Origin of the sequence: Salmonella sp. SSDFZ54 (assembly GCF_004010735.1) — a bacterium.
GTDB classification, from domain to species: Bacteria; Pseudomonadota; Gammaproteobacteria; order Enterobacterales; family Enterobacteriaceae; genus Salmonella; species Salmonella enterica.
Genome location: NZ_CP034819.1, coordinates 1,234,291 through 1,259,989, shown reverse-complemented (window position 1 = coordinate 1,259,989; position 25,699 = coordinate 1,234,291). Strand labels below are relative to the sequence as shown.

The 25,699-nt window shown below is 52.2% G+C and carries 39 protein-coding genes; 34 read left to right on the top strand and 5 right to left on the bottom strand.

Going from position 1 to position 25,699, the window contains the following annotated elements; translation table 11 throughout:
* Positions 1–29: 29 nt before the first annotated feature.
* From EOS97_RS06355 to EOS97_RS26750, 10 genes are all read left to right on the top strand, one after another.
* Positions 30–590, top strand: coding sequence for an HK97 family phage prohead protease (locus EOS97_RS06355; protein ID WP_000381911.1), 561 nt, complete (start codon positions 30–32; stop codon positions 588–590).
* Between the two features lies 1 nt (position 591).
* Positions 592–1,821 (top strand): phage portal protein, encoded by a 1,230-nt coding sequence (locus EOS97_RS06350; RefSeq protein ID WP_000269850.1) that lies wholly within the window; start codon positions 592–594, stop codon positions 1,819–1,821.
* The gene (locus EOS97_RS06345) at positions 1,818–2,156 is read left to right on the top strand and encodes a phage head closure protein (protein ID WP_001201223.1); all 339 of its coding nucleotides are present in this window, start codon (positions 1,818–1,820) and stop codon (positions 2,154–2,156) included. The genes EOS97_RS06350 and EOS97_RS06345 overlap by 4 nt, the downstream gene beginning before the upstream one ends.
* Positions 2,149–2,439, top strand: a complete 291-nt coding sequence (locus tag EOS97_RS06340; RefSeq protein WP_000818875.1) for a head-tail connector protein — start codon at positions 2,149–2,151, stop codon at positions 2,437–2,439. Before EOS97_RS06345 ends, EOS97_RS06340 begins: the two co-directional genes overlap by 8 nt.
* On the top strand, positions 2,440–2,883 hold the full coding sequence (locus EOS97_RS06335) for an HNH endonuclease signature motif containing protein (RefSeq protein WP_023165946.1): 444 nt from the start codon (positions 2,440–2,442) through the stop codon (positions 2,881–2,883).
* A 140-nt stretch (positions 2,884–3,023) separates the two neighbouring features.
* A complete protein-coding gene (locus tag EOS97_RS06330) occupies positions 3,024–3,380 on the top strand; it encodes a phage terminase small subunit P27 family (RefSeq protein WP_001137908.1) in 357 nt (118 codons plus the stop codon).
* Positions 3,364–5,025, top strand: a complete 1,662-nt coding sequence (locus tag EOS97_RS06325) for a terminase large subunit (protein ID WP_000219413.1) — start codon at positions 3,364–3,366, stop codon at positions 5,023–5,025. Before EOS97_RS06330 ends, EOS97_RS06325 begins: the two co-directional genes overlap by 17 nt.
* A gap of 87 nt (positions 5,026–5,112) precedes the next feature.
* Positions 5,113–5,685, top strand: coding sequence for a hypothetical protein (locus tag EOS97_RS06320; RefSeq protein ID WP_053521170.1), 573 nt, complete (start codon positions 5,113–5,115; stop codon positions 5,683–5,685).
* A gap of 42 nt (positions 5,686–5,727) precedes the next feature.
* A protein-coding gene (locus EOS97_RS06315; protein WP_095055964.1) for an IS3 family transposase occupies positions 5,728–6,839 on the top strand; the annotation gives its coding sequence in 2 pieces (ribosomal slippage) (positions 5,728–5,989 and positions 5,989–6,839; 1,113 coding nt in all).
* A 162-nt stretch (positions 6,840–7,001) separates the two neighbouring features.
* Positions 7,002–7,172, top strand: a complete 171-nt coding sequence (locus EOS97_RS26750; RefSeq protein WP_153260180.1) for a hypothetical protein — start codon at positions 7,002–7,004, stop codon at positions 7,170–7,172.
* Positions 7,173–7,215: 43 nt separating this feature from the next.
* On the opposite strand, the gene EOS97_RS26745 is transcribed toward EOS97_RS26750, so the two are convergent.
* From EOS97_RS26745 to EOS97_RS06300, 3 genes are all read right to left on the bottom strand, one after another.
* Positions 7,216–7,362, bottom strand: a complete 147-nt coding sequence (locus tag EOS97_RS26745) for a hypothetical protein (RefSeq protein WP_001804916.1) — start codon at positions 7,360–7,362, stop codon at positions 7,216–7,218.
* Between the two features lie 387 nt (positions 7,363–7,749).
* Positions 7,750–8,763, bottom strand: a complete 1,014-nt coding sequence (locus tag EOS97_RS06310) for a tyrosine-type recombinase/integrase (protein ID WP_015386347.1) — start codon at positions 8,761–8,763, stop codon at positions 7,750–7,752.
* 226 nt (positions 8,764–8,989) lie between these two features.
* The gene (locus tag EOS97_RS06300; RefSeq protein WP_015386349.1) at positions 8,990–9,604 is read right to left on the bottom strand and encodes a phage repressor protein CI; all 615 of its coding nucleotides are present in this window, start codon (positions 9,602–9,604) and stop codon (positions 8,990–8,992) included.
* Between the two features lie 101 nt (positions 9,605–9,705).
* Between EOS97_RS06300 and EOS97_RS06295 the strand changes: the two genes are divergently transcribed.
* From EOS97_RS06295 to EOS97_RS06240, 12 genes are all read left to right on the top strand, one after another.
* Positions 9,706–9,942 (top strand): hypothetical protein, encoded by a 237-nt coding sequence (locus EOS97_RS06295; RefSeq protein ID WP_015386350.1) that lies wholly within the window; start codon positions 9,706–9,708, stop codon positions 9,940–9,942.
* Between the two features lie 34 nt (positions 9,943–9,976).
* Positions 9,977–10,486, top strand: coding sequence for a phage regulatory CII family protein (locus EOS97_RS06290; protein WP_015386351.1), 510 nt, complete (start codon positions 9,977–9,979; stop codon positions 10,484–10,486).
* Between the two features lie 7 nt (positions 10,487–10,493).
* Positions 10,494–10,694, top strand: coding sequence for a phage filamentation protein Fil family protein (locus EOS97_RS06285; protein ID WP_015386352.1), 201 nt, complete (start codon positions 10,494–10,496; stop codon positions 10,692–10,694).
* Complete coding sequence (locus EOS97_RS06280) at positions 10,658–10,999, top strand: DUF5347 domain-containing protein (protein WP_000963477.1); 342 nt, start codon at positions 10,658–10,660, stop codon at positions 10,997–10,999. Before EOS97_RS06285 ends, EOS97_RS06280 begins: the two co-directional genes overlap by 37 nt.
* Positions 11,000–11,066: 67 nt before the next feature.
* Entirely contained in the window at positions 11,067–11,300 is a 234-nt protein-coding gene (locus tag EOS97_RS06275; RefSeq protein WP_001744223.1) for a DUF2732 family protein, read from the top strand.
* The gene (locus tag EOS97_RS06270) at positions 11,300–11,527 is read left to right on the top strand and encodes a TraR/DksA family transcriptional regulator (RefSeq protein WP_039505139.1); all 228 of its coding nucleotides are present in this window, start codon (positions 11,300–11,302) and stop codon (positions 11,525–11,527) included. The genes EOS97_RS06275 and EOS97_RS06270 overlap by 1 nt, the downstream gene beginning before the upstream one ends.
* Positions 11,524–12,375 carry a DNA adenine methylase gene (locus tag EOS97_RS06265; RefSeq protein ID WP_079792110.1) on the top strand — a complete coding sequence of 284 codons (852 nt, stop codon included), beginning with the start codon at positions 11,524–11,526 and terminating at the stop codon, positions 12,373–12,375. The genes EOS97_RS06270 and EOS97_RS06265 overlap by 4 nt, the downstream gene beginning before the upstream one ends.
* On the top strand, positions 12,372–14,765 hold the full coding sequence (locus EOS97_RS06260) for a replication endonuclease (RefSeq protein WP_039505137.1): 2,394 nt from the start codon (positions 12,372–12,374) through the stop codon (positions 14,763–14,765). Before EOS97_RS06265 ends, EOS97_RS06260 begins: the two co-directional genes overlap by 4 nt.
* A gap of 161 nt (positions 14,766–14,926) precedes the next feature.
* Positions 14,927–15,115 carry a hypothetical protein gene (locus EOS97_RS06255; RefSeq protein ID WP_001154443.1) on the top strand — a complete coding sequence of 63 codons (189 nt, stop codon included), beginning with the start codon at positions 14,927–14,929 and terminating at the stop codon, positions 15,113–15,115.
* A gap of 11 nt (positions 15,116–15,126) precedes the next feature.
* Entirely contained in the window at positions 15,127–15,360 is a 234-nt protein-coding gene (locus EOS97_RS06250) for a DinI family protein (RefSeq protein WP_001217561.1), read from the top strand.
* A gap of 624 nt (positions 15,361–15,984) precedes the next feature.
* The gene (locus tag EOS97_RS27130) at positions 15,985–16,479 is read left to right on the top strand and encodes a hypothetical protein (RefSeq protein WP_053216779.1); all 495 of its coding nucleotides are present in this window, start codon (positions 15,985–15,987) and stop codon (positions 16,477–16,479) included.
* 85 nt (positions 16,480–16,564) lie between these two features.
* A complete protein-coding gene (locus tag EOS97_RS06240) occupies positions 16,565–16,738 on the top strand; it encodes a hypothetical protein (protein WP_223195148.1) in 174 nt (57 codons plus the stop codon).
* 53 nt (positions 16,739–16,791) lie between these two features.
* On the opposite strand, the gene EOS97_RS06235 is transcribed toward EOS97_RS06240, so the two are convergent.
* Positions 16,792–17,841 (bottom strand): phage portal protein, encoded by a 1,050-nt coding sequence (locus tag EOS97_RS06235; RefSeq protein ID WP_053216774.1) that lies wholly within the window; start codon positions 17,839–17,841, stop codon positions 16,792–16,794.
* Positions 17,841–19,604: a terminase ATPase subunit family protein gene (locus EOS97_RS06230; RefSeq protein ID WP_017382378.1), complete on the bottom strand. Its 1,764-nt coding sequence runs from the start codon at positions 19,602–19,604 to the stop codon at positions 17,841–17,843. Before EOS97_RS06230 ends, EOS97_RS06235 begins: the two co-directional genes overlap by 1 nt.
* 149 nt (positions 19,605–19,753) lie before the next feature.
* Here EOS97_RS06230 and EOS97_RS06225 point away from each other — a divergent pair, with 149 nt between their 5' ends.
* The 12 genes from EOS97_RS06225 (at position 19,754) to EOS97_RS06175 (ending at position 25,653) form a co-directional block, all read left to right on the top strand.
* The gene (locus EOS97_RS06225; RefSeq protein ID WP_053216773.1) at positions 19,754–20,581 is read left to right on the top strand and encodes a GPO family capsid scaffolding protein; all 828 of its coding nucleotides are present in this window, start codon (positions 19,754–19,756) and stop codon (positions 20,579–20,581) included.
* 15 nt (positions 20,582–20,596) lie between these two features.
* Complete coding sequence (locus tag EOS97_RS06220; protein WP_053216772.1) at positions 20,597–21,745, top strand: phage major capsid protein, P2 family; 1,149 nt, start codon at positions 20,597–20,599, stop codon at positions 21,743–21,745.
* A gap of 3 nt (positions 21,746–21,748) precedes the next feature.
* Positions 21,749–22,402 carry a phage terminase small subunit gene (gene gpM / locus EOS97_RS06215; protein WP_006777754.1) on the top strand — a complete coding sequence of 218 codons (654 nt, stop codon included), beginning with the start codon at positions 21,749–21,751 and terminating at the stop codon, positions 22,400–22,402.
* Between the two features lie 98 nt (positions 22,403–22,500).
* The gene (locus EOS97_RS06210) at positions 22,501–22,968 is read left to right on the top strand and encodes a head completion/stabilization protein (RefSeq protein ID WP_047746799.1); all 468 of its coding nucleotides are present in this window, start codon (positions 22,501–22,503) and stop codon (positions 22,966–22,968) included.
* Complete coding sequence (locus EOS97_RS06205) at positions 22,968–23,171, top strand: tail protein X (RefSeq protein WP_000868184.1); 204 nt, start codon at positions 22,968–22,970, stop codon at positions 23,169–23,171. The genes EOS97_RS06210 and EOS97_RS06205 overlap by 1 nt, the downstream gene beginning before the upstream one ends.
* A 3-nt stretch (positions 23,172–23,174) precedes the next feature.
* Complete coding sequence (locus tag EOS97_RS06200) at positions 23,175–23,390, top strand: HP1 family phage holin (protein WP_000171565.1); 216 nt, start codon at positions 23,175–23,177, stop codon at positions 23,388–23,390.
* Positions 23,371–23,880 carry a lysozyme gene (locus EOS97_RS06195; protein WP_032266129.1) on the top strand — a complete coding sequence of 170 codons (510 nt, stop codon included), beginning with the start codon at positions 23,371–23,373 and terminating at the stop codon, positions 23,878–23,880. The genes EOS97_RS06200 and EOS97_RS06195 overlap by 20 nt, the downstream gene beginning before the upstream one ends.
* Positions 23,881–23,884: 4 nt before the next feature.
* Positions 23,885–24,262: a DNZ54_00345 family protein gene (locus EOS97_RS06190; protein WP_032266128.1), complete on the top strand. Its 378-nt coding sequence runs from the start codon at positions 23,885–23,887 to the stop codon at positions 24,260–24,262.
* Positions 24,259–24,687: an Rz-like lysis system protein LysB gene (gene lysB, locus EOS97_RS06185; RefSeq protein ID WP_164848160.1), complete on the top strand. Its 429-nt coding sequence runs from the start codon at positions 24,259–24,261 to the stop codon at positions 24,685–24,687. The genes EOS97_RS06190 and lysB overlap by 4 nt, the downstream gene beginning before the upstream one ends.
* On the top strand, positions 24,572–24,820 hold the full coding sequence (gene lysC, locus EOS97_RS27125; protein ID WP_223195149.1) for an Rz1-like lysis system protein LysC: 249 nt from the start codon (positions 24,572–24,574) through the stop codon (positions 24,818–24,820). Before lysB ends, lysC begins: the two co-directional genes overlap by 116 nt.
* Entirely contained in the window at positions 24,783–25,214 is a 432-nt protein-coding gene (locus EOS97_RS06180) for a phage tail protein (protein WP_001039961.1), read from the top strand. The genes lysC and EOS97_RS06180 overlap by 38 nt, the downstream gene beginning before the upstream one ends.
* The gene (locus tag EOS97_RS06175; RefSeq protein WP_039505111.1) at positions 25,207–25,653 is read left to right on the top strand and encodes a phage virion morphogenesis protein; all 447 of its coding nucleotides are present in this window, start codon (positions 25,207–25,209) and stop codon (positions 25,651–25,653) included. The genes EOS97_RS06180 and EOS97_RS06175 overlap by 8 nt, the downstream gene beginning before the upstream one ends.
* Positions 25,654–25,699 lie beyond the last annotated feature (46 nt).

Here is a 25,699-nt window from a genome sequence, read left to right as displayed (position 1 = left end):
GCCCCTTTCTGGTCTTTATGGAGTCCGTTATGGATACCGTTAATTTTGAAATCCGCACCTCTGAACTTATCGCCAAAGAGCGCAGGCTGGTGGGCTATGCGGTGCGCTGGAACAGCCTGTCAGAAATTATCTGGGACGAATTCCGCGAACAGTTTACGCCGGGAGCATTTGCTGGCTATCTCGCATCCGGTAATGATGTGCGCTGTTTATTTGAACATGACTATACCCAACTGCTGGGGCGTACCAGATCCGGCACGCTGATACTGTCGGAAGATGATACGGGTCTGCGATTTGAACTAACACCACCTAATACTCAGTTAGGTAATGATGTGCTGGAGCTGGTGGAACGGGGCGATATAGAAGGCATGTCGTTTGGATTCCGGGCGTTGAAAGAGAACTGGGATATTACCCAGTCGCCTTATCTGCGTATCGTCACCGCTGCTGAACTGCGAGAAATTACGATCACTTCTCTGCCTGCTTACCCGGAGTCCGGTGTGGAAATTGCACACCGCTCGCTTTATTCCCAGTATCCTGAGTTACGCCGCGCTGGCGATAACCGCCGACGCTGGGCCGAACTGGTGGAGATCTGATATGTGGACTCTCTGGCCTTTCAGCCGTAAGGCAGAACAACGCAGCATGGCCATCGATGAATGGCTGGCGATGGTGGGCATACCTAATACCGGATCCGGCGAATATGTATCTGCGGGGACGGCGGAATCTCTGCCGGCTGTCATGAACGCCGTATCGGTCATCAGTGAAGCAGTGGCAACCATGCCCTGTTATCTCTACCGGGTAACGAATGATAAAGGGCGTGAGGCGCGGGAGTGGCTGAGTAATCACCCGGTTGATTATCTGCTGAATGAGCAGCCGAACGACTGTCAGACACCGTACCAGTTTAAACGCACGATGATGCGGCACTGTCTGCTGAACGGTAACGCTTATGCGGTGATCCGCTGGGGCCGTGACGGACAGCCTGAATCATTGCATCCATATGCACCGGGGACCGTAGTTCCGGAGCGTCTGTCCAGACACCGTTACAAATACACTATTACTGAACCCTTTAGCGGAATCACCCGTACTTATCTTCAGGAAGAGATTCTGCATCTGCGTTATGCCACGGACGATGGTTTTCTGGGGCGCTCACCGATAACCATCTGCCGGGAAGCGCTGGGCCTTGGACTGGCCCAGCAGCGCCACGGCGCTAACATCATGAAAGAGGGCATGATGGCGGCGGGCATTGTCAAAGCAAAAGACTGGCTTGACGGCGTGAACGGTAAAAAAGCCCTGGATGCACTGGAGCGGTACAAGGGTGCACGAAATGCCGGGAAAACGCCCATTCTTGAAGGAGGAATGGATTACGAAAAATTGGGCATGAGTAATCAGGATGCTGAATGGCTGGCTTCCCGGCGTTTTTCCATTGAAGACATTGCCCGTATGTTTAATGTTTCTCCGATCTTTCTTCAGGAATACAGCAACAGTACCTACAGCAACTTTAGCGAAGCGAGCCGCGCATTTCTCACTATGACCATGCGTCCCTGGCTGGCGAATTTCGAACAACAAATCAAATCCGCTTTGCTGGTGGCCCGTCCTGCATCCGGTACCCGTTACCAGGTTGAGTTCGATTCTGCTGACCTTCTCCGCGCTACACCAACCGAACGCTACGCCACTTACGAACGCGGTATTAAAAACGGGATTATGAATCCGAATGAAGCCCGCGAACGTGAGGGGATGCCACCGCGTGAAGGTGGGGACGAATTCAGCCAGGCATGGAAGCAGCAGATCGAAGTAAATAACAATAAAAGTAAGGAGGGTAGCGAATGAGAGCCGGAGGATTAAAACATCGTATAACGCTGCAGCGCTATGAACAAAGTCAGGGGCCATTGGGAGAACCGATAAAACGCTGGGTGGACTACGCCACGATCTGGGCTGAGGTAAAAGGTATCTCTGGCCGGGAGCTTCTGGCTACCGGTTCGTGGTCCTCTGAGGCCACAGTCAGAATATGGATACGCTATCGCAGTGATGTTAAGCAGGGACACAGGGTGAAATATCTGTCACCCGCAGTCAGTGGTGATATTTACGGTATAGAGGCGGCCCTTCCGGATAACGACCGCACCAGTCTTGAGCTCCTTTGTAAAGGAGGCGTGGCCAATGGCTGAATTAATAACTCTGGAAGAAGTAAAACTGCATTGCCGCATCGACGGGGATGATGAGAACGCCCTGATAAACGGGTATATCGTCGCCGCGCTGGAGATTTGCCAGAAACATATCGGCAGGCGTTTTGATGACGGACTCGAGTTTAATCCTGCGCTGAAGGTCGGGTGTCTGCTACTGGTCGGTCACTGGTATGAGCACCGGGAAATAGTGGCGGAAAAAACGTCCGAGCTTCCCTTTAGCACTTCGTCATTGTGGAACTACTACCGGGAACCTGGAGTGTATTAAATGCCATGGCAACCTTTACGACGCTGTACAGAGCCCGGATGTAATAAACGGGTAAAGTCCGGCAAATGTGATGAACACAAACGGAATGCACAACGGCAGAGTGATAGCCGACGAGGCACACGCACAGAACGCGGTTACTCCAACCGATGGGGAGAATACCGGCTCCTCTTTCTGAAGACTAATCCGCTGTGCGCCCACTGCCATAGTGCTGGCGTCTATAAGCAGGCAACTATCGTTGATCACATCATACCTATTGAGGGCGAAGGTGATGTGTTGTTCTGGCCATCCAGTAACCACCAGCCGTTATGTGCTGCCTGTCATGGTCGCAAGACAGCCACAACGGACCCGCTAACTAAGCAGCAGCGTAAAGCCGGAATGTTCCGGGAACAGGAAGAAGCAGCGCAGCGCCGCAACGACTGGGTCTATGAGGTTGCTCATGAGTGAACAGGAATACATGAGTCAGCGTGAACGGGGTGGGGGAGGTTTCAAAGACAACCCCCTCCCGGCGAGGAACCACCCGCTCCCTCAAATTTTTATGCACAGTGATTTTTTTGAAAATAAAACGAAAAGGAAAATAGTGATTTATGCCAAGACCACCGAAACCGCCCGCTTACCTTGATGAAATCGCGGCGCAGCAGTGGAAAGCAAAGGCGAAGCAACTGGCGGAACGTGGTGATCTGACGCCTGCCGACTGGAACAACCTTGAGCTTTATTGCGTCAACTATTCGATGTACCGCAAAGCTGTGGAAGACCTTGCCACACGGGGATTCAGCATTGTGAACAGCCAGGGCGGTGAGAGCCGGAACCCGGCACTGAGCGCAAAGGCTGATGCCGAAAAAATTCTCATAAAAATGTCGTCGTTGCTGGGCTTTGATCCGGTGAGCCGTCGCCGTAACCCGCCTGAAACTGAAGAGGAAGACGAACTTGACCGTATGGAATGATTACGCCAGCGCTATTAAATCTGGCGAAATTCCGGCCTGTAAGCGGGTAAAACAGGCCGTCGAAAGGTACTTTTCAGACCTGAATGATCTCCGTTATGAGTTTGATACGGCGACAGTAGAGCGGTTTATCGCGTTCTCGCGACTTTGCCCTCACGTCAAAGGTCCGTTGCGCGGCCAGCCAATCGCGCTGGAACCGTGGCAGCAATTCGCCTTCGCTAATCTGCTGGGCTTTAAGGTCAGGGAGACAGGTCGCAGAAAGTACAGCAGCGCCTTTATCGAAGTGCCGCGCAAGAATGCCAAATCCACTGTGGCCGCCATGCTGGCTAACTGGTTCCTGGTAATGGAAAAAGGCCAGCAGGATATTTACACGGCGGCGGTGAGTCGGGATCAGGCCCGTATCGTGTTCGACGATGCCCGCCAGATGTGCCTGCTGTCAAAACCGCTGAAAAAGCGCGTCAATATTCAGGCGCACAAGATCATTTTCCCGAAGAGCAACAGCCTGTTAAAACCGCTGGCGGCAAAAGCGGCCACTATTGAAGGGACTAACCCAAGCCTGGCGATTGTCGATGAATACCACCTTCATCCGGATAACGGAGTTTATTCCGCGCTTGAGCTGGGTATGGGCGCACGTCCTGAGGCGATTTTGTTCGCCATCACTACTGCCGGGAGTAACGTCGTTTCCGCCTGTAAACAGCATTATGACTACTGCTGCCAGATTCTGGCCGGGGAAGAGAGCAACGATTCTCTGTTTGTCCTGATCTACGAGTTGGACGACGAAAGCGAGGTTGAACAGCCGGAAATGTGGAGCAAGGCTAACCCTAACCTGCATGTGTCCGTTGACGCCGCGAAACTGGAATCCACCATCCAGAAAGCTCGTAGCATACCGTCGCAGTGGGTGGAAATGCTGACCAAACGTTTCAATATCTGGTGTCAGGGATCCACGCCGTGGATGGGGGCCGGGGCATGGGATGCCTGTGCACTCGATTATGCTGAAGAAGATCTGGCCGGAATGGAGTGTTACGCCGGGTTTGATCTGTCCTCAACCAGCGATATTACCAGTGTAAGTTACGCTTTCCAGTTCGACAGGGAGATCCGACTTCTTACCCGTCATTATCTGCCGGAAGCGCAGCTGCTTAACGTCGCTAACAAAAACCGCACCATCTATCGCCAGTGGGTGAACGCGGGCTGGATACGCACCACGCCCGGCGACTGTATCGACTATGACCGCATCCGTGATGATATCCTGCGAGATGCTGAAAAATTCAGTATCCGGCTGGTGGGCTTTGATACGTGGAACGCGACGCATTTGCGTACCCAGTTACAGGGGGCGGGGCTCGATGTGGAGCCTTTCCAGCAAACTTATCTGCGGTTCAGCCCGGTTGCTAAATCTTTTGAGGTGTTCGTTAACCGTAAGGTATTACGCTATCGTGGCGATCCGGTTCTGTCCTGGGCTATGGGTAACGTGGTGATGGAGTCCGACGCTAACGCCAACATAAAACCTAACAAAAAGAAATCCGGTAACAAGATCGATCCTGCGGTCGCAGCGTTGATGGCGTTCGGTACTTTCCAGGCAGAGCATGAAGAATTCGCTTTTGATATGAGCATGTTTCACAAAGAAAGATTGTTGAAGTTCAATGGTATATAGAATGCTTTTGATGTTAATTTAAACGTAAAAGCATGAATGTAAAAACGTTACTCGTTACTGCATATTTAGAACGATGAGGAAATTAAAATGTCATTTTCGGCAACTGTGTTGAATGTGCTAATTGCATCTCCATCAGATGTACCTGAAGAAAGGGAAGCTATTACAGAGAGTCTTTATGAATGGAATGCCTTAAATTCACAAACGACTGGTTTTGTATTGTTACCAGTAAGGTGGGAGTCCCACAGTGCTCCAACAATGGGGGATAGGCCGCAGGGCATCATTAACAATCAGGTGGTTAGAAACTGCGATATGTTAATTGGTGCTTTTTGGACTCGTTTAGGGTCTCCAACAGGTGTTGAAGAAAGTGGCACCGTTGAGGAGATTAAGTGGTTTTTGAAACAACAAAAACCAGTGATGCTTTACTATTCAAAAAAACAAGTGGATCTCGATCTTATTGATACACAACAGCTTGAGAAATTAAAAGAATTTAAAAAAAGCATCAGAGACAAAGGGATACAAGAGCAATATACGAATGTTGATGAGCTTAAAATGAAGCTATCGCGTCAGTTAACAATCGTTTTGCGAGAAGTTTCAGTTAACACAGTGGTGGATGTGAAAGCTGTTGTAAGTATCCCGCATAATCGTGCCATTCACATTTAGAGATCATCCGGCATAATCAATCTGCCAACGAAGGAGATCGCTATGCGTAAAGCCCGTTTTACTGAGCATCAGATCATCACTGTGATTAAGTCGGTTGAAGCTGGACGAACCGTTAAAGATGTCTGCCGGGAGGCCGGTATCTCTGAGGCCACCTACTATAACTGGAAGTCCAGATACGGCGGCATGGAAGCTTCTGATATTAAAAAGATAAAAGATCTTGAGGACGAGAACCGACGCCTCAAACAGATGTTTGCCGACCTGAGCCTTGAGAACCGGGCGCTGAAAGACGTTATCGAAAAAAAGCTTTAAAACCAGCCTTTAAGCGTGAGCTGGTCACTCATCTGATAACGGCATTCGGACTCAGTATCCGTCAGGCCTGCCGGAGCCTGAACCTGAGCAGAACGGTTTATCATTACCGTCCGGATAACACACGTGACGAACCCGTTATTACCGCATTGCAGGCAGCAGCTGAACGGTATCCACGATACGGTTTTCCGAAGCTTTTTCAGGTTCTGCGGCGGCAGGGATACATGTGGAATCACAAAAGGATCCACCGTATTTATTGTCTGCTGAAGCTGAATTTTCGCCGTAAGGGCAAACAACGGCTGCCGGTGCGTAACCCCTCGCCACTGGCCACACCGGAAGCGCTGAACCAGAGCTGGTCTGTCGATTTTATGCATGATGCCCTGGTCTGTGGGCGTCGTTTTCGCACGTTCAATGTCGTTGATGACTTTAACCGTGAGGCGTTGTCGATTGAAATAGATCTGAATCTGCCAGCCCCACGAGTGGTCCGTGTACTCGACAGGATCGCGGCAAATCGTGGCTATCCGGTCATGCTACGCATGGATAATGGTCCGGAATTTATCTCACTTGCACTGGCTGAATGGGCAGAGCAACATGCAGTAAAACTGGAATTTATTCAGCCGGGTAAGCCGACGCAGAACGCTTTTATTGAGCGCTTTAACCGAACATACCGTACAGAAATACTCGATTTTTATCTGTTCAGAACGCTGAATGAAGCGCGGGAAATCACGGAAAGATGGGTGTCAGAATATAACTGTGAACGCCCTCATGAATCACTGAACAATATGACGCCGGAGGAATATCGGCAACACAATCATTTGGCCGGGATCTCAAAAAATGCCTGGAACTAAAACGGGTCTATTTACACTGTCAAGGCAGCGAAAAGTCACGAAGATAAGAAATTTGATGCCGATAGCTCTACGCTTGCTACTTCGAGCCCAAAAGCTAAGGTAAAAAAAACTACTAGCTCTAATGAGATCCGCTTAATTGATTACACCGAAAAGGCGTTTGTAGTGGTAGGAGACACAAATGATTATGCGGAACAACTTAAAGAACTGAGCGGAAAATGGATAACTGTTCGTTGGGGTGGGAAAGCTTGGATGTTTTCTAAGAAGCGATTAAGTGAAGTCTCTGAACTTTTGGATTTAGCGCCAGAAATGTTAAGTGAGGATGAAGCACTCTAAGAGTGGGTGGCCCGGCTTTCGCCGGGCCGGGCTTGTTACGCTGTTACTTACGTAATACATAGACAAGAGCAACACTAACTGGCAGAGCAACAAATGGGCTTAGACCAATATTGCTTAGCGTCATTAGCAAGCCACTCAAGGCAAGCATACGCTTTGACAGCAGGTCTGAGCCCTTAATAGAGTTAGTCATTGAGACCTCCATTAGGGGTTTCTGCCGTCTCATGAAGAGTTGGGAGCAAGAAATACAGACCCGTAGCGCTTGTGTTCTTAGAACATCTTCCAGTGAAAGAGGCCGCTACGACCCAACTGGACGTTTAGGCTTTTAGCCAAACCGTTACTCCAAAATACCTAGTTAAAGTATCCTATAGGTATCCTAGAGATTCTTTAAATTCGCGATTCCTCGCAAATCCTTGATATTTGGTGGCCCCTGCTGGACTTGAACCAGCGACCAAGCGATTATGAGTCCCAAACTTAAAGCTTATAAAACAATAAGTTACTTTGATTTCAACGCCTTGCGCCGTCGAATAGTGGGGAATATGAAAGCATAGTGAATAGGTTTGCTGCCATTTTGCTGCCATCAAATCAGATTTAAGGGGTTGTACTCCACTGCTTCTGTCAGATGGTCTGGGGCGAAATGAGCATAGCGCATCGTCACCTTAATATCAGTGTGTCCAAGGATACGCTGCAGTACAAGAATGTTACCCCCGCGCATCATAAAGTGGCTTGCAAATGTGTGCCGTAGAACGTGTGACAGCTGCCCGTCAGGTAGCTCAATCCCCGCTCGCTTAATTGCCCCACGAAACGCAGAATAGCACCCCGTAAAGACTGGTTTTGATGTTCTTACTTTTGGGAGTATTTCGTAAAGCTCATCACTTATTGGAACGGCGCGGTTTTTCTTGCCCTTGGTTTTGATATAAGTGATTTTGCCGGGGCTTATTTGCTTGCCTGTCAGTGACTCCGCCTCGCCCCATCGTGCTCCGGTTGCAAGGCATATTTTTACGATGGTTACTAAATCTACCGCTTTGCTTTTCTCACACTCTGCCAGCAGTTGCTTGACTTCTTCGACTGTTAGCCAAGCCAGCTCTGCCTCGTCTATTTTAAATTCCCGGACGTTTTCGAGCGGATTGGGCGCGCTCCAGTCATCCAGTCTTTTCAGTTCGTTGAACATGGCGCGGAAATACGCCAGCTCAAGATTGACAGTACGGGGAGTCACTGCTTTTACCCGATCTGAACGTGTAATTTTCCCGCTTAAACGCTGTTCACGGTAGGTTGCAAAAAGTTTGGCGTTAAATTCAGTGGCGAGAGGGTTTCCCATAGCAAAGCAGGCAAATTCCATTGCACCTTTACGCTTGAGGCCATCAGAGAGTGTAACGCCATGTGCGTTGAACCAGGTTTCAACAAGATCAGTAACTCGCCGCTTATCTGCTTTTTCTCCTAACCAAGGCTTGTCCTGCGCTTGATCCTTAATGTGACGCTCAAAGGCCATGGCTTCGCCCTTGGTGGCGAATTGGCGACGGATGCGCCGCCCATCCCTACCGTTGGGGAAGACCTGAGCCTGCCACTTACCATTAGCTAACTTTGAGACAGCCATAATCAGTTTTTAGAGCAAATTCGCTTTGATTTACTGATAGTGCCGTCATTGCAAACAAATTTGCCATCAGATGTGCAGTGTGAGACGCCACCTTTTTTCCCAGAGCATGGGTAATTGCGTGCATATGATGGCTGTGTTGCCAAAAACACTAAACCTAACGTAACGATTGCCATTAATTTTTTCATGCTAGTAGCCTTAACTTATTTCCGTATAAAGTCGAATTCGCTCATTCTGTAAATGCTGTTTTGCTGATCACCCTACCGTTAACCTCAATATCCGATGGGGTGCATTCAAAGGATGCGGGACCATTCTCTACACGTAAGCGTCCGCCAGGAAGGCGATAAACTTGCCTGATGCTCAGAAAACCATCTAATTTAATCAACCAGATTCCATCGTTGATTTCTCCCCTGAACTCATCCACAAGATAGAAAGCCTTTTCAAACTTCACCAAGAACGGAGCTGTTGTATCTGGGGGGATAAGGCAGGAGTCATAACGGACCTGTTCAGATGATGAGTAAATCCCGTTTGAGATTTCTTTTAATTGCAAAAGCAATCCATTGTCATTGATTATTTTTGTGGTGGGAGTGCCTTGTCCTGTAGTTAACCAAAGCATGGATGCACCTGTATCAAGATGGCAGGCAATGAGCCAGTCATGCGGAAAAGTATCGCGCATCCAACGGTTTGCCATAGTGCTCTGGGATACCCCAAGGTGATCGCACAAAGCCTGTCTGGTACTGAATCCATAGGCCTGGAGAATACGAGTTATCGCTTCCTTCCCACCACTTTGAGATGGGAAATTGTATTCTGAGATCGCGAGAGGGGTCTCTTTTGTGTTTGACATATTTAAAATGCGATCCTATCATCGGTTTTGTGGTGTTCGGAATGATTGCGAATAGTTCCGAATAGTGAAGTTTTTAAACACAAACTGAGGAATAGTGCATCATGAAAAGCAATTTTTCAATGCGCCCCAGCATCAACCTTGTGGTATCTGAGCCATTCATCACACTGGATGAGTTCTGTCGCCGTACTGGTTACAAGCCTAGTTATGCCCGTCAAATGATCCGGGAAAACCGCCTGCCCATCAGGAAAAAAGCCGGAGTTAACAGCCTTATCGAAATCAACATGTTCGCGTTGACGATGGAAGCGGCCCAAGGCTGCGAAGTCGCAATGCAAGCCTGATAGTTCCATTTTGGGATAGAAAAGGATTTACATCATGTTTGATTATCGTGTTTCCAAACATCCGCATTTTGACGAAGCCTGCCGGGCTTTTGCGCTGCGTCACAACATGGCGAAGCTGGCAGAACGCGCGGGAATGAACGTCCAGACGCTGCGTAACAAGCTGAACCCGGAGCAACCGCATCAGCTCACTCCATCGGAAATCTGGCTGCTTACCGATCTTACTGAGGACTCCACGCTGGTTGACGGTTTTCTGGCGCAGATTCACTGCCTGCCATGCGTACCGATGAACGAAGTGGCAAAAGAGAAGCTGCCGCATTACGTCATGAGCGCTACTGCTGAAATCGGACGTGTTGCTGCCGGTGCCGTATCGGGTGATGTGAAAACCACCGCAGGCCGCCGCGATGTTATCAGCAGCATTAACTCTGTTACTCGTCTGATGGCACTGGCTGCCGTTTCGATGCAGGCGCGTTTGCAGGCTAACCCGGCGATGGCAAGCGCGGTGGATACCGTGACGGGCCTCGGCGCTTCGTTCGGTCTGATCTGAGGTGGTTATGCTGACTAAAGAACCATCTTTCGCGTCACTTCTCATAAAGCAAAGCCCGGCAATGCACTACGGTCATGGCTGGATCATGGGGAAAGATGGCAAGCGCTGGCACCCGTGCCGCTCTCAGGATGAACTGCTGGCTGACCTGTCCACAACCAAACAGGGGAAATCATGGCTATTGAAGGCGCTACGGCGACTGTTCCATTAAGCCCCGGTGAACGCCTGGATGGCCTGAACCATATTGCGGAATTGAGGGCTAAAGTGTTTGGTCTGAATATTGAGCCGGAGCTTGAAAGGTTTATTAAAGATATGCGCGACCCACGCGACGTAAATAATAAACAGAATGAGCGGGCACTGGCAGCCATTTTTTATATGGCAAAAATTCCGGCAGAACGTCACGGCGTCAATATTAGTGATCTGACTACTGACGAAAAGCGGGAACTGGTGAAAGCAATGAATCATTTTCGTGCAGTGGTGAGCTTATTTCCAAAACGGCTAACCATGCCGAATTAATCCACAACAGAAATTAATGGCGTAAACCCGCCGGGCTTCTTATTGCCCAAATTCAGGAGAAACAACTATGCGAAATATTGAAACCCGTACCACTAAAACCGGACCAGATGATGCTGGACTCAACCTGCTGCTGACTGAGGCACGCAAAGAAGAACGCCGTGGACGCGCAGATGTGATGGCTGCGCGTCTGGATTCTTTAGCTGCTCGTATCGTGTCACGTCAGCTTAACCACACGGAAGCGGCTGAGCTGCTGCGTCAGGAAGCTGTGAAGATTCAGAACGAAGCACAGGAGATCCACTGATGGCTGATTCAATGGACCTCGTACAGCTGCGCGTTGAAGAAGAACGCCAGCGCCACATCCACACCGCCCGCAATAAAGCGCCGGGCGTTTCCCGTGTTCTCTGCATTGATTGCGATGCGCCGATCCCGCCAGCTCGCCGCCGCGCCATTCCGGGCGTGCAGTGCTGCGTCACTTGTCAGGAAATAGCAGAGCTGAAAGGCAAACATTACAACGGAGGTGCTGTATGAGCACTATCCTGAAATGGGCGGGAAATAAAACCGCCATCATGCCGGAACTGAAAAAACACCTTCCTGCTGGCCCGCGACTGGTTGAACCTTTTGCGGGTTCATGCGCTGTAATGATGGCGACAGACTATCCTCATTATCTTGTCGCGGATATTAACCCTGATTTAATAAATCTATATCGGGAGATAGCAACAAACGCATCAGATTTTATTGAGCGTGCCAAACATCTGTTTAAAACATTCAATAGTGAAGATGGTTATTATGATAGCCGAGATTCATTCAATCACGATAAAGCCCCTGAATGGCGCGCGCCGCTGTTTTTATTCTTAAATCGCCACTGTTACCGTGGTCTTTGCCGTTATAACAAAAAGGGTGAGCTTAACGTCCCTTACGGTAATTATAAAAAACCGTATTTTCCTGAAAATGAAATACGCGCTTTTGCTGAAAAAGCTACCCGCGCCACGTTCATTTGCGCCAGCTATGACGAAACTTTGGCATTGTTAGTGCCTGGGGATGTTATTTATTGCGATCCGCCTTATGACGGTACTTTCAGTGGCTATCACACTGCCGGTTTTACTGAGGACGATCAGTATCATCTGGCCTCTATTCTTGAGCGCCGTGCATCAGAAGGCCATCCGGTCATCGTTTCGAACAGCGACACTTTCCTGACTCGTTCCCTGTATCGCAATTTCACTCATAACCGCATTAACGTAAAACGCAGCATTGGTATTGCTGCAGGCGAAGGGAAAACCGCAGACGAACTAATTGCTGTACTCAAACCGAAAGTATGGGCTGGCTTTGATCCAGCTGGCGGCCCTGATTACTCGGTCGTGCATGAGGTGCGCGCGTGATTCATCACGAAGTTGAAAAGCACGGCGGTGCAGAAGATTCCGCCGCTGCTTTTGCCTGGAATGTACCTAAAAAGGCGATTAACCCCTACATGGACCCGGCGGAAGTAGCGCCGGTTTCTGCGCTTTCAAACCTGATTACTCTCTATGCTGCGGATAACGAGCAGGAGCAGCTGCGCCGCGAGGCCCTGAGTAATGAGGTCTGGGAACGCTATTTCTACAATGAATCCCGTGATCCTGTTCAGCGAGAAATGGAGCAGGATCAGCTGATAAGCCGCGCCAAAATGGCCCGCGAGCAGCAGCAATTCAATCCCGATCTGGTCATCGTTGCTGACGTGAGCGCCCAACCGGCGCACATCAGTAAGCCGCTGCTTGAACGGATTAAATATTTCGAGGGTCTGGGCAAGCCGAAGGCTTATTCCCGCTATCTGCGTGAAACCATCAGGCCGTGCCTTGAACGCCTGGAGCGCGTGCGTACCAGCCAGATTTCTGCGTCATTCCGTTTTATGGCGAGCCACGACGGGCTGGAGGGCCTGCTGGTTCTGCCGGAAATGAACCAGGAGCAGGTCAAGCGGTTATCTACCCTGGTGGCGGCACACATGAGCATGTGTCTGGATGCTGCCTGCGGTGAGCTGTTTACGGATGAAGACGTTACGCCGGAAGAGATCCGCCGGTCATGGGAAAGGGTGGCCGCTGAGGCAATGCGCCTTGATGTTATCCCGCCTGCTTTCGAGCAGCTGCGCCGCAAAAAGCGCCGCCGTAACCCGGTCCCATACGAACTTATTCCGGGCTCGCTTGCCCGTATGCTTTGCGCGGACTGGTGGTATCGCAAGCTGTGGCAGATGCGGTGTGAATGGCGGGAAGAACAGCTGCGTGCTGTCTGCCTGGTTAACAAAAAGGCGTCCCCGTATGTCAGCTATGAGGCAGTGATCCACAAACGCGAACAGCGCCGCAAATCACTGGAGTTTTTCCGCTCGCATGAGCTGGTTAACGCCGAAGGTGACACGCTGGATTTGGAAGAAGTGGTAAACGCCAGCAGCAGCAATCCGGCGCACCGGCGCAACGAAATGATGGCCTGCGTTAAGGGGCTGGAGCTGATCGCAGAAATGCGTGGCGAATGCGCCGTGTTCTATACCATCACCTGCCCGTCACGCTTTCACGCGACGCTTAATAACGGCAGGCCAAACCCGAAATGGACCAGTGCTACGGTCCGCCAGAGCAGCGATTACCTGGTGAATATGTTCGCCGCCTTCCGTAAGGCGATGCACAAAGCCGGGCTGCGCTGGTATGGCGTCCGCGTTGCTGAACCACATCATGACGGCACTGTGCACTGGCACCTGCTGTGCTTCATGCGCAAGAAAGACCGCAAATCCATAACCGCGCTGCTGCGTAAATTCGCCATTCGTGAGGACCGGGAGGAGCTGGGCACCAATACCGGGCCGCGCTTCAAGTCCGAGCTTATCAACCCCCGCAAGGGTACGCCGACCAGTTATATCGCCAAATACATCAGCAAAAACATCGACGGTCGCGGGCTGGCGCAGGAAATCAGTAAAGAAACGGGCAGATCACTGCGCGATAACGCTGAGAACGTGAACGCCTGGGCTTCGCTGCACCGTGTCCAGCAATTCCGCTTCTTTGGTATCCCTGGCCGCCAGGCGTACCGCGAGCTGCGCCTTCTGGCTGGACAGGCTGCCAGAGTGCAGGGGGACAAGAAGGCAGGCGCGCCGGTACTGGAAAACCCGCGTTTGGATGCTGTGCTGGCCGCAGCTGATGCTGGCTGTTTTGCCACCTACATCATGAAGCAGGGCGGCGTTTTGGTTCCCCGTAAACATCACCTTGTCAGGACTGCCTACGAGCTCAACGAGGAGCCGAGCGCCTACGGCGATCATGGTGTTCGTATTTATGGCATCTGGTCCCCGCTCATTGAGGGCCGGATCTGCACTCATGCAGTGAAGTGGAAAATGGTTCGTAAAGCCGTTGACCTTCAGGAGGCGACAGCCGACCAGGGCGCTTGCGCCCCTTGGACTCGTGGCAATAACTGTCCCCCTGTTGAAAATCTGAACAAATCAGGGGGTGATTTACCCGATATTAAAACCATGGATGAGAAGGAGCTGCAGGAATATCTCCACAACATGGGCCATAAGGAACGGCGGGAGCTGACAGCCAGGTTAAGGCTGGTAAAACCGAAGCGGAAAAAAGCATATAAACAGAATATTTCGGATCAGCAGCGCCTGCAGCTTGAGGCAGAACTGAGTTCCAGAGGGTTCGATGGTAGCGAGTCAGAGATTGACCTGCTTCTGCGCGGCGGCAGTATTCCGTCAGGTGCCGGGCTGCGTATTTTATACCGCAACCACCGTCTGCAGGAAGATGACAAATGGCGTCAGTGGTACTGATGCCGCCGCTTTAACAATTCTTGCTCTTATTGATCCGCATCAGAGCGATCTAATTGACAGATAAAAAACGGTTTACATTCGCAAATCCCTACTATACTGTAATTATAAACAGTGGATATATATACAGTTGTTGTGTGTCCGAGGTAGTGATAGGAGGGAAAATGCAGGATTATCTTTTGGAGTCATTGAAGCTCCAGCGCATTGATTTTTTTATCAAGCTTGTAGCGGCTAGTGAGTGCAGCGATGAAGAAAAACGGCTGGCTATCCAGTGGGTGTCCGAACTGACCGACGAGCTGATGGCGAAAATCCGCAGCCATGAATACTGCCGGTCGATGGACGTAACCAGTTAAGGGGAATCTGTATGCGCATTGAAATAATGATCGATAAAGAGCAGAAGATTAGCCAGGCTACACTGGACGCCCTTGAATCCGAGCTTTACCGTAATTTGCGCCCTCTGTATCCCAAAACAGCAATTCGTATCCGTAAGGGCAGCGCCAACGGCGTCGAGCTGAGCGGGTTAAAACTGGATGAAGATAAAAAGCGAGTGATGGAAATAATGCAGCAGGTCTGGGAGGACGACAGCTGGTTACATTAGCGAACGTTGCGGACGATAAAACTGGTTTTTACCGTCCGCAACGTTGAACAACGAGCCACGCGAGGCGTTAGTGCTGTTGTGCATGTCTATGCCGCATGAAATCGCATGATCGTTTGAGGATCGTTTTTGCTCAGGCCCGCCAGAACTGGCGGGCTTTTGCTTATGTCATGCAGGTGCATGAAAACCACTACACAAAGCGGGCAGGCGTGGCGGGGATACGAGCGCGCAGTTCGGGGTTAAATCCCTAAAATCAGGCGCATCCTCCGGCCCGCTGGCGGCTTCAATCCTAAAGGGTAGGGGTAGAGGCAAAAAATATCAGCGCCCCGCAGAAGGCTGCTGGCGCGTTGGTAGGGCATAAGCAACAGATGGCTTTTTGTGCGGATAAAAACAAGTGAGCCAAAAAAGATGTTGAATAGGATGCAAGGTTGCCTGTAGATTTTGTGTTCTATCACAAGTTGCAGTGATAGGTGGCAGACCTTGAAAAGATTCTGCTAAAGTCCCATTAAAGATTTATAGTCTTTGTCCGAAAATGACATTAAAGTAGTCGCCTTTAGTGCTGTTAGTGTAAGGGACAAGGAATTGAACTTAGAGCAGATTGCTAGTCTAAGCATCAGTAATCTTCAGATGCTTCTAGACAACATGAAGATGCCGATAGCTGTCGGTCCTATCAATGACGAAGACTATGTAATCTTGACTTCAGGTTTTGCTCAGCTTGAATGGGATCATGGTTTTTCACGTTATGGAAACCGGGACGATAAGTTTGAGTTTTGTCTGAAACTGTTGTCTGGTCCGCTAAGGCATATTCCATCTGGCGCAGCTTTGTGTACCTTTGATGAGGACACTGGTGTTATTGAGATTCATTTTGTTGAATCCTTCGTGAAGGACGGTGACGTAGGTCATCCTCTTTACGGCAACATGTTTATGATCACGCTTTGGGGTGTGTATCTGTTTGGGGCTGCTGTCGGGTGTACAGAGATTAGAATCCCGGAAGCTCTGAATCATAGAGTGGCTGCCCACTACAAAAAATTTGGCTTCGAAGGTGATATCAACTTGCTTTCGGCACCATTTGCTACAATCAGTGATGTAGTAAGACGCTATATTACTTCTAACAAACAGTAGATAAATTTTTGCGCAGTGGTACAATGCTGCGCCAACCATCCACCACCGGATGATGAGGCTAGGCCTCTAAGAGGAAATCATGACTATGACGCATAGTGACAAGAAAACTCAGAAGCATTACTCAGTATCTGACGTTTTCACCCGTATGGGCGTCGCAATGGAAGAACTACTTCAGGCGGCCCCACACATGATGCAGGAAGGCAAGTTTGAAGGGAATGAGCTGCATGGCAGACTCAAAGAGAAGCAGAAAGCTGCTTAATTCCATACTGCGTTTTGCATGAAGCCCGGACAAACCGGGCTTTTTTATGCCTGTTATTCAGCTTCCAGAGCGTAAGGACTGAAGCTGATCACTTCATCACCCAACCATTCGTTTATCTCTTCGAAGCGCTTTTGAAGTGGGATGAGTTCATTGCGAACAAAGACGCGACTTGCCTTTTCAACATCACCAAATCCGCCGGTATTCGTTGGAATAATCCCCATCAGCTGCGGCGGCACGCGATGAGCTGCCAGCATGTCATCACGGCTCACATTCTTGATGTTAAGAAACTCATCTTTCGCTGCGACTTCTGACAACGGGATGATCTGAATGCCGTCTTTCTTGCCGTTCGGGCTGTACATAAACAGGTTGCGGAAGTTGCCTGGCCCTTTCGATTTTTTCAGCGCTTCGCGTATGTTGTCCACGTCTTTCTGATCGGCGGCGGGGTCGCTCATGTACATGATAAAACCAGCATGGCTACCGTTTAGGTAATACTTACGGCGAAACAGCGTGGCCGATTCATTCAGCAGGGCGGAGGGAATGGCGGAGAGGTATTCCGGCATCCCGTAAAGCTCCTGGTTAACGTCGGGTTCCATCAGGTGAAACACGCTTCCCTCATCGAACTGATAGGGCTGCGAGTTGTAGCCATACTGTGCAAACCAGTAGGTGTCCTGGTCAATGCCACGACGGGTATATTTGGCAAGCGAGGCGCACAGCTCCATGATCTGCCCTAACCGGTTCATGCGTTTTTCAAGGTAGGCATTGCCGAATACCAGAAAGTCCTGGGCGAACCGGGAAAAGGCTTGCTTAGACAGCCAGCGGTGAGGGATGAAGGTACTGGTAAGAATATTGCGTTTTACCTGAATAGCGCTGGAGTGATGCACGGCGGCGCGGTAAGTTCGCGCCAGGCCATCCATGCTGATCGGTGGTTCGTACCAGCGGTCTACCTGCACGCACTCCAGGTAATCAAATAACTCCCGGCGGTCCATCACGGGGATCGGATCGCCAAAAGTAAACGCCTCCGCATGTGCATTACTGACCATGTTGGCCGTATTGGTGGCGGTCTGGCCGCGCGGTGCCTTGCTGCGGTTTTTGCGGTTAGCCATTAAAAAATCTCCACGATGTTGCTGGTACTGGCGGAAGCTCCTGCCAGTGGTTCGTTATAAAGTGCGTGCATGGTTGCCCAGGCTAAATCCGCGTGGCTGGCTTCCTCTGTGCGGGCTGCTTCGTAGGTTGGCCGGTTGCCGCTGGCGGTGGTTGAACGGCGAATGGACATAAAGGACTGCGCGATATCCAGCATCCCCGCATCAAACTCCAGACGGCGCCCGCTGATGATGTCGTAGGCTTTAAGCACCAGGGCATTTTTTACGGTCGGGTTGTAGACAAACTCACGCGCGGCAGGGAAGAACTGCTTAACCGTTTTGTAAACGCCATCGCCAACGCCGGTCGAGTCAATGCCGATGTAGGTCACGTTGTAGCGTCTGGTGATTTCCTCAATCGCTGAGGCCTGGGCGCGGAAGTCCATCCCGCGCCACTGGTGACGCTCAAGGATACGGAATTTACCGCCGGGGACGACGGGAGGCGCAATGACCACGCAACCGGCGCTGTCACCGTTCTGCGTTCCTTTTGCCGGGTCATAGCCGATCCAGACAGGGTGGTATGCAAACGGACGCAGTAAAAGCGGTTCGAAATCGTCCCACACATCCCAGCTGTCAACCATGCAGGACTGCAGCAACGCCAGCGGGAACACGGACGCCAGGTCGTCAACAAACTGACACATCAGCAGGTTGTTGTATTCGTCCGGGCTGTACTCCAGGCGCAGCTGGTCCAGGTCGAAAAGGTTACACCCGCCGTTTACGGCATCTTCAATGGTGACTATCTGGCGGTACTGGCCGTCAGGGCATAAAACGCCGTGCGCCAGGCTACTGTGAGAAAGGTCAAATTCTACCCTGTCGGCTTTCGGGCGCCCTTTATTGAACAGGGCGCCAGACCAGAACGGGTAGGCGCTGTGCGTCAGGCTGGAAGGTGTAGAAAAATAGGTCTGGCGCCATTTTTTGTGCAGCGCCATACCGGAGGCCACCTTACGCAGCTCCTGGAATTTAGGTATCCAGAAATACTCATCAAGATACAGATTGCCGTGATAGCTCTGCGCGGTACGGGCATTTGTACCGAGGAAGTAAAGACAGGCGCCGTTAGGCAGCACCATCGGATCGCCTTTCAGCTCAACATCCACCTCTTTTGCGAAGTCGATGATGTACTGTTTAAAAACGTGTGCCTGAGCTTTACTCGCTGACAGAAAGATTTGATTTCGCCCCGTGGTCAGGGCGTCTATCAACGCTTCACGGGCGAAATAGTAGGTTGCACCGATCTGGCGTGACTTTAAGAGGTTGCGGATACGGTGTTTGATACCAGCGTCCCACCAGTGGCGCTGGTACTCGAACATACCGGCGCGGAAAATCTCTTCCAACTTTTCGATCTGTTCGTCGGTAAACAGGTTTTTTTCCGGCGGCTTGCGCGGGCCTTTATTGCGGTTGGCCACGTTGGGGTTCAGGTCTGCTTCATTCCCGCCATTGTTAAATTTGCCGATCCTGGCCTGTCGTTCGGACTGACGCGCCAGCAAGTCAATTTCTTTAAAATCCTTTCCTTCTTTCTGCTCCTTCATGACGAGCTGGCAGTAACGTGCGGCGGTGGTGAGCTGCATCTGATCCAGTGGGCCATATTCGCCCCACTTATCGCGTTTTTTCCAGCTGTGAACGGTTGCAACTTTCTCGCCCAGCATTTCAGCAATGCGGGCTACGCGGTATCCCTGAAAGTACATCAGCATTGCCTGACGACGGGGATCGAGGTCTGCGGGGGTCAGTGTTGTCATGGCACAAACATACGGCCTCAAATCAGCACTTTCCCCGGCTTCGCATTGTGTGGGAGTTCGCACAAACCCAACGCGTTGTTTACACGCGCCTATCACCGCAAACATAAGGCTCTGAACGTGTTACGAACTAACTAACCGGAGCCGGACCGATGGCAAAAAAATCTAAGCGTTTTCGTATTGGGGTCGAAGGGGCCACCACTGACGGGCGCGTAATTGAACGTGACTGGATCACCCAGATGGCGGCGAGCTATAACCCGCAGGTATACACCGCGCTGATCAATATGGAACACATCAAGGGTTTTACCCCTGATGGGCCTTTCCGTCGTTTTGGCATGGTGGAAAAACTGGAAGCGGAAGAAATCACCGAAGGGGCTTTGTCCGGGAAGATGGCGCTGTATGGCTGGATTGCCCCGACGGACGATCTGGTCACCATGACCGGTAACTGGCAGAAGCTTTTCACCTCAATGGAAGTTAACACCAGTTTTGCCGATACCGGCTCCGCTTATCTGGTTGGTCTGGCGGTTACTGACGATCCGGCAAGCCTCGGTACTGAAATGCTGCAGTTCAGCGCCAGCGCAGAACATAACCCCCTGGCGCGCCGCAAGCTGGACAAAGACAACCTGTTTACCGCAGCTCTTGAAACGCTGATCGAGTTTGAGGACGTGCCGGAAAAAACCAGCCTGTTTACCCGCGTGAAAGAGCTACTGTCCCGCAAAGGCGCCGATGATAACGCCCGCTTTGCTGATGTGAATCAGGCTGTTGAAACCATCGCGCGTGAGCATCAGACGCTGGCGGAGCAGGTCAGCACCCATCAAACCGATTTCAGCAACAAGCTGAGCAATATGCAAAAGGTTGTTGATGAGACAACCAGCGCACTCTCCACCCTGCGTGAGCAGCTTTCCACTCAGGACAGCCGCAGCGAACGCCGCCCTAATGCGACCGGCAATAACGGCGCAGAACAAACCACCGATTGCTGACGGAGCAAAAGCACAATGAAAAAAGAGACACGTTTTAAATTCAACGGCTATCTGACGCAGCTCGCCAAACTCAACGGCGTATCTGTGAGCGATATCGCCTCGAAATATACGGCTGAGCCGTCAGTCGCGCAGACGCTGGAAACGAAAATCCAGGAGTCTTCCTCGTTCCTGCAGCAAATCAACATTATCCCGGTTGATGAGCAGTCCGGCGAGCGTCTGGGGCTGGGTATTGGTTCCAGTATTGCCGGAAATACTGATACCACCCAGAAAGACCGTGAACCCGTTGATCCGACTTACATCGACGGTGAAGGGTACAAGTGTACCCAGACCAACTCTGATACGGCGCTGCCCTATGCGAAGCTGGATTTATGGGCCAAATTCCAGGACTTCCAGACGCGCATCCGTGACGCCATCATTACCCGCCAGGCGCTTGACCGCATCATGATCGGCTTCAACGGCGTGAAGCGTGAGAAAACGTCAGACCGCGCGACCTATCCACTGCTGCAGGATGTGAATATCGGCTGGCTGGAGAAAATCCGCCAGGAGAAACCCGTTCAGGTAATGGATAAGATCGTGTCCGAAGGCGAGGTGATTTCTCAGACTATCCGTGTTGGTAAAGGCGGTGATTTCCTGAATCTGGACGCGCTGGTTATGGGCGCCGTGAATGAGAAAATCGCGCCGTGGTATCAGGAAGATACGGAGCTTGTGGTTATCGTCGGGCGCCAGTTACTGGCGGATAAATATTTCCCGATCGTCAACCGTGACCAGCCAAACAGCGAAGCGATGGCGGCCGATCTCATCATCAGCCAGAAGCGTATCGGCAACCTCCCGGCCGTTCGTGCGCCGTTCTTCCCGGCTAATGCCATGCTGATCACCCGCCTGGATAACCTGTCTATTTACTGGCAATCAGGCTCCCGCCGCCGTTCGGTCATCGACAATCCGAAGCGTGACCGCGTGGAGAACTTCGAGTCCGTTAACGAGGCGTATGTTGTCGAAGATTACGATGGCGTTTGCCTGGTTGAGAACATCGAACTGTTACCCGTGCAGGCAGGTGGCAATGCCAGCCCAGCGCTGACAACTGAAACCATCCAGGAAATCGTCACGGCAGCGGTGAAAGGCGCGCTTGATGCGCAGGCAGCTGGCGGTGCTGGCGCCGGAGCGTGATAAATGAATCCGTTCCGTGCTCACACTCAGTATGTACAGGCACAGGATGCCGCCCGGCAGGGCGGCAGTAATGCCAGCCTGACGGGCTACAACCAGATGCTGTTACAGCTGACAGAACACCGCAGGCGCCTTAAAACCGTCCAGTCAAATGAGCGCAAGGCTCAGCTCAAACGTGAGTTTCTTCCCGCTTATGCCTCATGGATTGCCGGTTTACTGGATGCTGACGCGTCAGGCCAGGACGACGTGGCGATGTACGTCATGATCTGGCGCATTGATGCCGGAGACTATACCGGCGCGCTGGACATTGCCCGTCATGCCATTAAACACGGCTGGGTCCTGCCGCAGCGCTTCAACCGGACCTGCGGGACCGCTGTTGCGGAAGAGTTTGCCGACGCGGCAATGCGCGCTTTTTCTGCCGGTGAATCATTCAGTGCCGCCATTCTTACCCAGGTGCTCGATATCGTTGAAGGTCAGGATATGCCGGATCAGTCCCGCGCCCGACTTCATAAGGCGATGGGCTACGCGCTGCGGGATAACGATCAGGCAGTGGCGGCACTTAACCATCTGAAGCGTGCCCTGCAGCTGGATAACAGTTCTGGCGTCAAAACCGAAATCAACAAGCTTGAAAGCCGATTGCGACAGGCAATGTCGGCTTAACGAATCGTGCCAACGCGCGGGGCGGCACGGGGTGGCGACAGGCTTTATGCCGCGTCAAAACCCCGTCCACCGCCCAACTATTTGGGAGTGCCAGAAATATGCAATTCGTTTCGCCGGAACAGGCCGGGGAAAGTACCCAGGACGTGATTAAAAACACCAGTTTCTGGCCTGATGTCAGGGTTTCAGAGTTCCGCCGTGATATGCGCATGGATGGGAGTGTCACCGATCCACGCCTGCGTCTGGCGTTGCTGACAGCGATTGCTGAAGTTAACGCCGATCTTTATGAGTTCCGCGAGAAACAACGGGCGCAGGGGTATGAGAGCCTGGCCGACGTCCCTGCTGATGTGATCGACGGCGAAAGCCAGCGGCTCATGCTGTATCGCCGTGCGGTGTTTTGCTGGGCAAAAGCAAACCTGGTTGAGCGCTATCGCGATTTTGACGCAACCGGCGACGGAAGCAAGAAAGCCGAAGATATCGAAACAACCTTAGGCGAGCTGTGGCGCGATGTGCGCTGGGCAGAGTCCCGCCTGCGCGATATGCCGCATATGACGGTGGAGCTGATTTGATGAAAGTGCGTGCGCATCAGTATGACACGGTGGACGCACTCTGCTGGCGCCATTACGGACGCACGCAGGGAGTCACTGAACAGGTGCTGCAGGCGAATCCGGGGCTGGCTGAATATGGCCCCTTTTTACCGCACGGGCTGCAGGTGGAGCTGCCGGACATTACGGCGTCAACCACGGCGCAGACCGTCCAGCTATGGGACTGAATTATGACGCTTGAACGAATCAGCGCCTTTATCACTTACTGCATCGCCGTGCTGCTGGCATGGCTGGGCGATCTGTCGCTCAAGGATGCGTCAACGGTTGGCGGCGTACTGATTGGCGTGCTGATGCTGGCTATCAACTGGTACTACAAACACCAGTCTTTCAAATTGTTACGTGGCGGCAAAATTTCGCGGGGGGAATATGAATCCTTCAATCGTTAAGCGCTGCCTTGTCGGGGCGGTGCTGGCTATCGCCGCCACGCTGCCCGGATTTCAGTCGCTTCATACCTCCGTTGAGGGGCTGAAACTGATTGCCGATTACGAGGGATGCCGCCTGCAGCCTTATCAGTGCAGCGCGGGCGTGTGGACTGACGGGATCGGCAATACGTCCGGTGTGGTGCCGGGCAAAACTATCACGGAACGGCAGGCGGCGCAGGGGTTAATAAACAATGTGCTGCTGACTGAAAAAAGGCTGGATGCCTGCCTGACAGTGAAGCCCCCGCAACATGTCTACGATGCGCTGGTGAGCATTGGTTTCAATGTGGGGACCGGCGCGATCTGCAGGTCAACCATGGTGTCATTTATCAATCGCCAGCAGTGGTGGCAGGCATGCAACCAGCTACCTCGCTGGATTTACGTTAACGGTGTGAAAAATAAAGGTCTGGAGAACCGCCGCGCGCGGGAAATGGCCTGGTGCTTAAAAGGAGCATAACGGAATGAAAAAGAAAGTCATGAGCGTTTTTTTCCAGCTGGCATGGGTTGCGCTGTTGGTTATCAGCCTGCTGTATCCGCGCAGCGGTGCGCCGGTTCTGGTTGGTGCGTCTGTCCAGGTGTCATGCTTCCTCGCCTGGCTGCTTGCTGCGCTGTGCACCGTCGGGTGGTTCGCCGGAGATCGGGCGCGCGATGAGGTCAGGGCGGCATTGCTGAAATTCAGGGCGCACCCCGTAAAACCCGTGCGTACATGGGTAATCAGGCTGCTTATTGTTCTGTGCCTGGCGTTTTCGGGATGGGTGATCACCCTGGTCTTCTACCTGCTGACTCTGGTTTTGTATCAGATTGCCCGCGCGCAGCTTCATGAGCCGATGGCGGCCTGATGCGTGCGCTGGCGGTAGTGCTGGCCCTGGCACTTGCGGCGCTGGGCTGGCAGTCGTGGCGGCTTAACAATGCCAGCCACACCATCGAGACGCAGGGCGTGGCGCTGAAAAGCAAAGCGCAGGAGCTGACGAAGAAAAACAGCCAGCTAATCGGCCTGTCCATTCTGACCGAAACCAACAGCCGGGAGCAGACGCGGCTTTATGCGGCAGCGGAACAGACCACCGCACTGCTGCGAAGCCGTCAGCGCCGGATCGAGGAACTGAAACGTGAAAACGAGGATTTGCGCCGCTGGGCTGACACTCCTTTGCCTGCTGACATTATCCGGCTGCGGGAGCGTCCGGCCCTTGCCGGAGGTGCAGCTTACCGTGAGTGGCTGTCCCAGAGTGACGCAGTGCCGCCTGGAAAGGTCAGCGCCGCGCAGTAACGGCGATCTGAATGCGGTGCTGGATGAAACTGAGGCCGCCTGGGCGGTCTGTGCTGACAAAGTGGACACGATTATTGCGTGTCAGGAGCGAGACAGTGAACAAACCGCAGTCCTTACGCAGCGCCCTGAATAAAGCGGTTGCCTATGTCCGGGACAACCCGGACAAGCTGCACCTTTTCGTTGATAACGGCTCACTGGTGGCAACAGGAGCCAGCTCCATGTCATGGGAATACCGCTACACCCTGAATGTGGTGATCGAGGATTTCAGCGGCGACCAGAATCTGCTGATGGCTCCAGTCCTGCTGTGGCTCAGTACCAGCCAGCCGGATGCCATCAACAACCCGGATCTGCGCGAAAAACTGTTCACCTTTGAAGTGGATATTCTGCGCAACGATGTGTGCGATATCAGTATGAATCTGCAACTGACTGAGCGTGTGCTGGTCAGCACTGACGGCAGCGTGTCGAGCGTTGAAGCGGTGCCGGAGCCGGACGAACCCGAAGAAATGTGGACGGTGAAACGTGGATGAGCTGCAGAGGGTGGATGACTGGCTGACGGCGCTGCTGGCAAATCTGGAGCCTGCTGCACGCAACCGTATGATGCGGCAACTGGCGCAACAGCTGCGCCGGACGCAGCAGCAGAACATCAGGCTACAGCGTAATCCTGACGGCAGCGGCTATGAGCCGCGACGGGTGACAGCCCGCAGCAAGAAGGGGCGCATCAAACGCCAGATGTTTGCAAAGCTTCGCACCACAAAATACCTGAAAACCGCCGCCAGTGCGGACTCCGCCAGCGTGCAGTTTGATGGCAAGGTGCAGCGCATTGCCCGTGTTCACCATTACGGCCTGCGTGATCGCGTCAGCCGAAAAGGCCCGGAGGTCCGCTACGCAGAGCGCCGCTTGTTAGGCGTGAATGATGAGGTGGAAACCATCACCCGTGACACTCTGCTGCGCTGGCTGGCGGGGTGATCTTTGTGTCACCGCTGGCACAAGCGCCCACGCTGCCTCCCTTTCC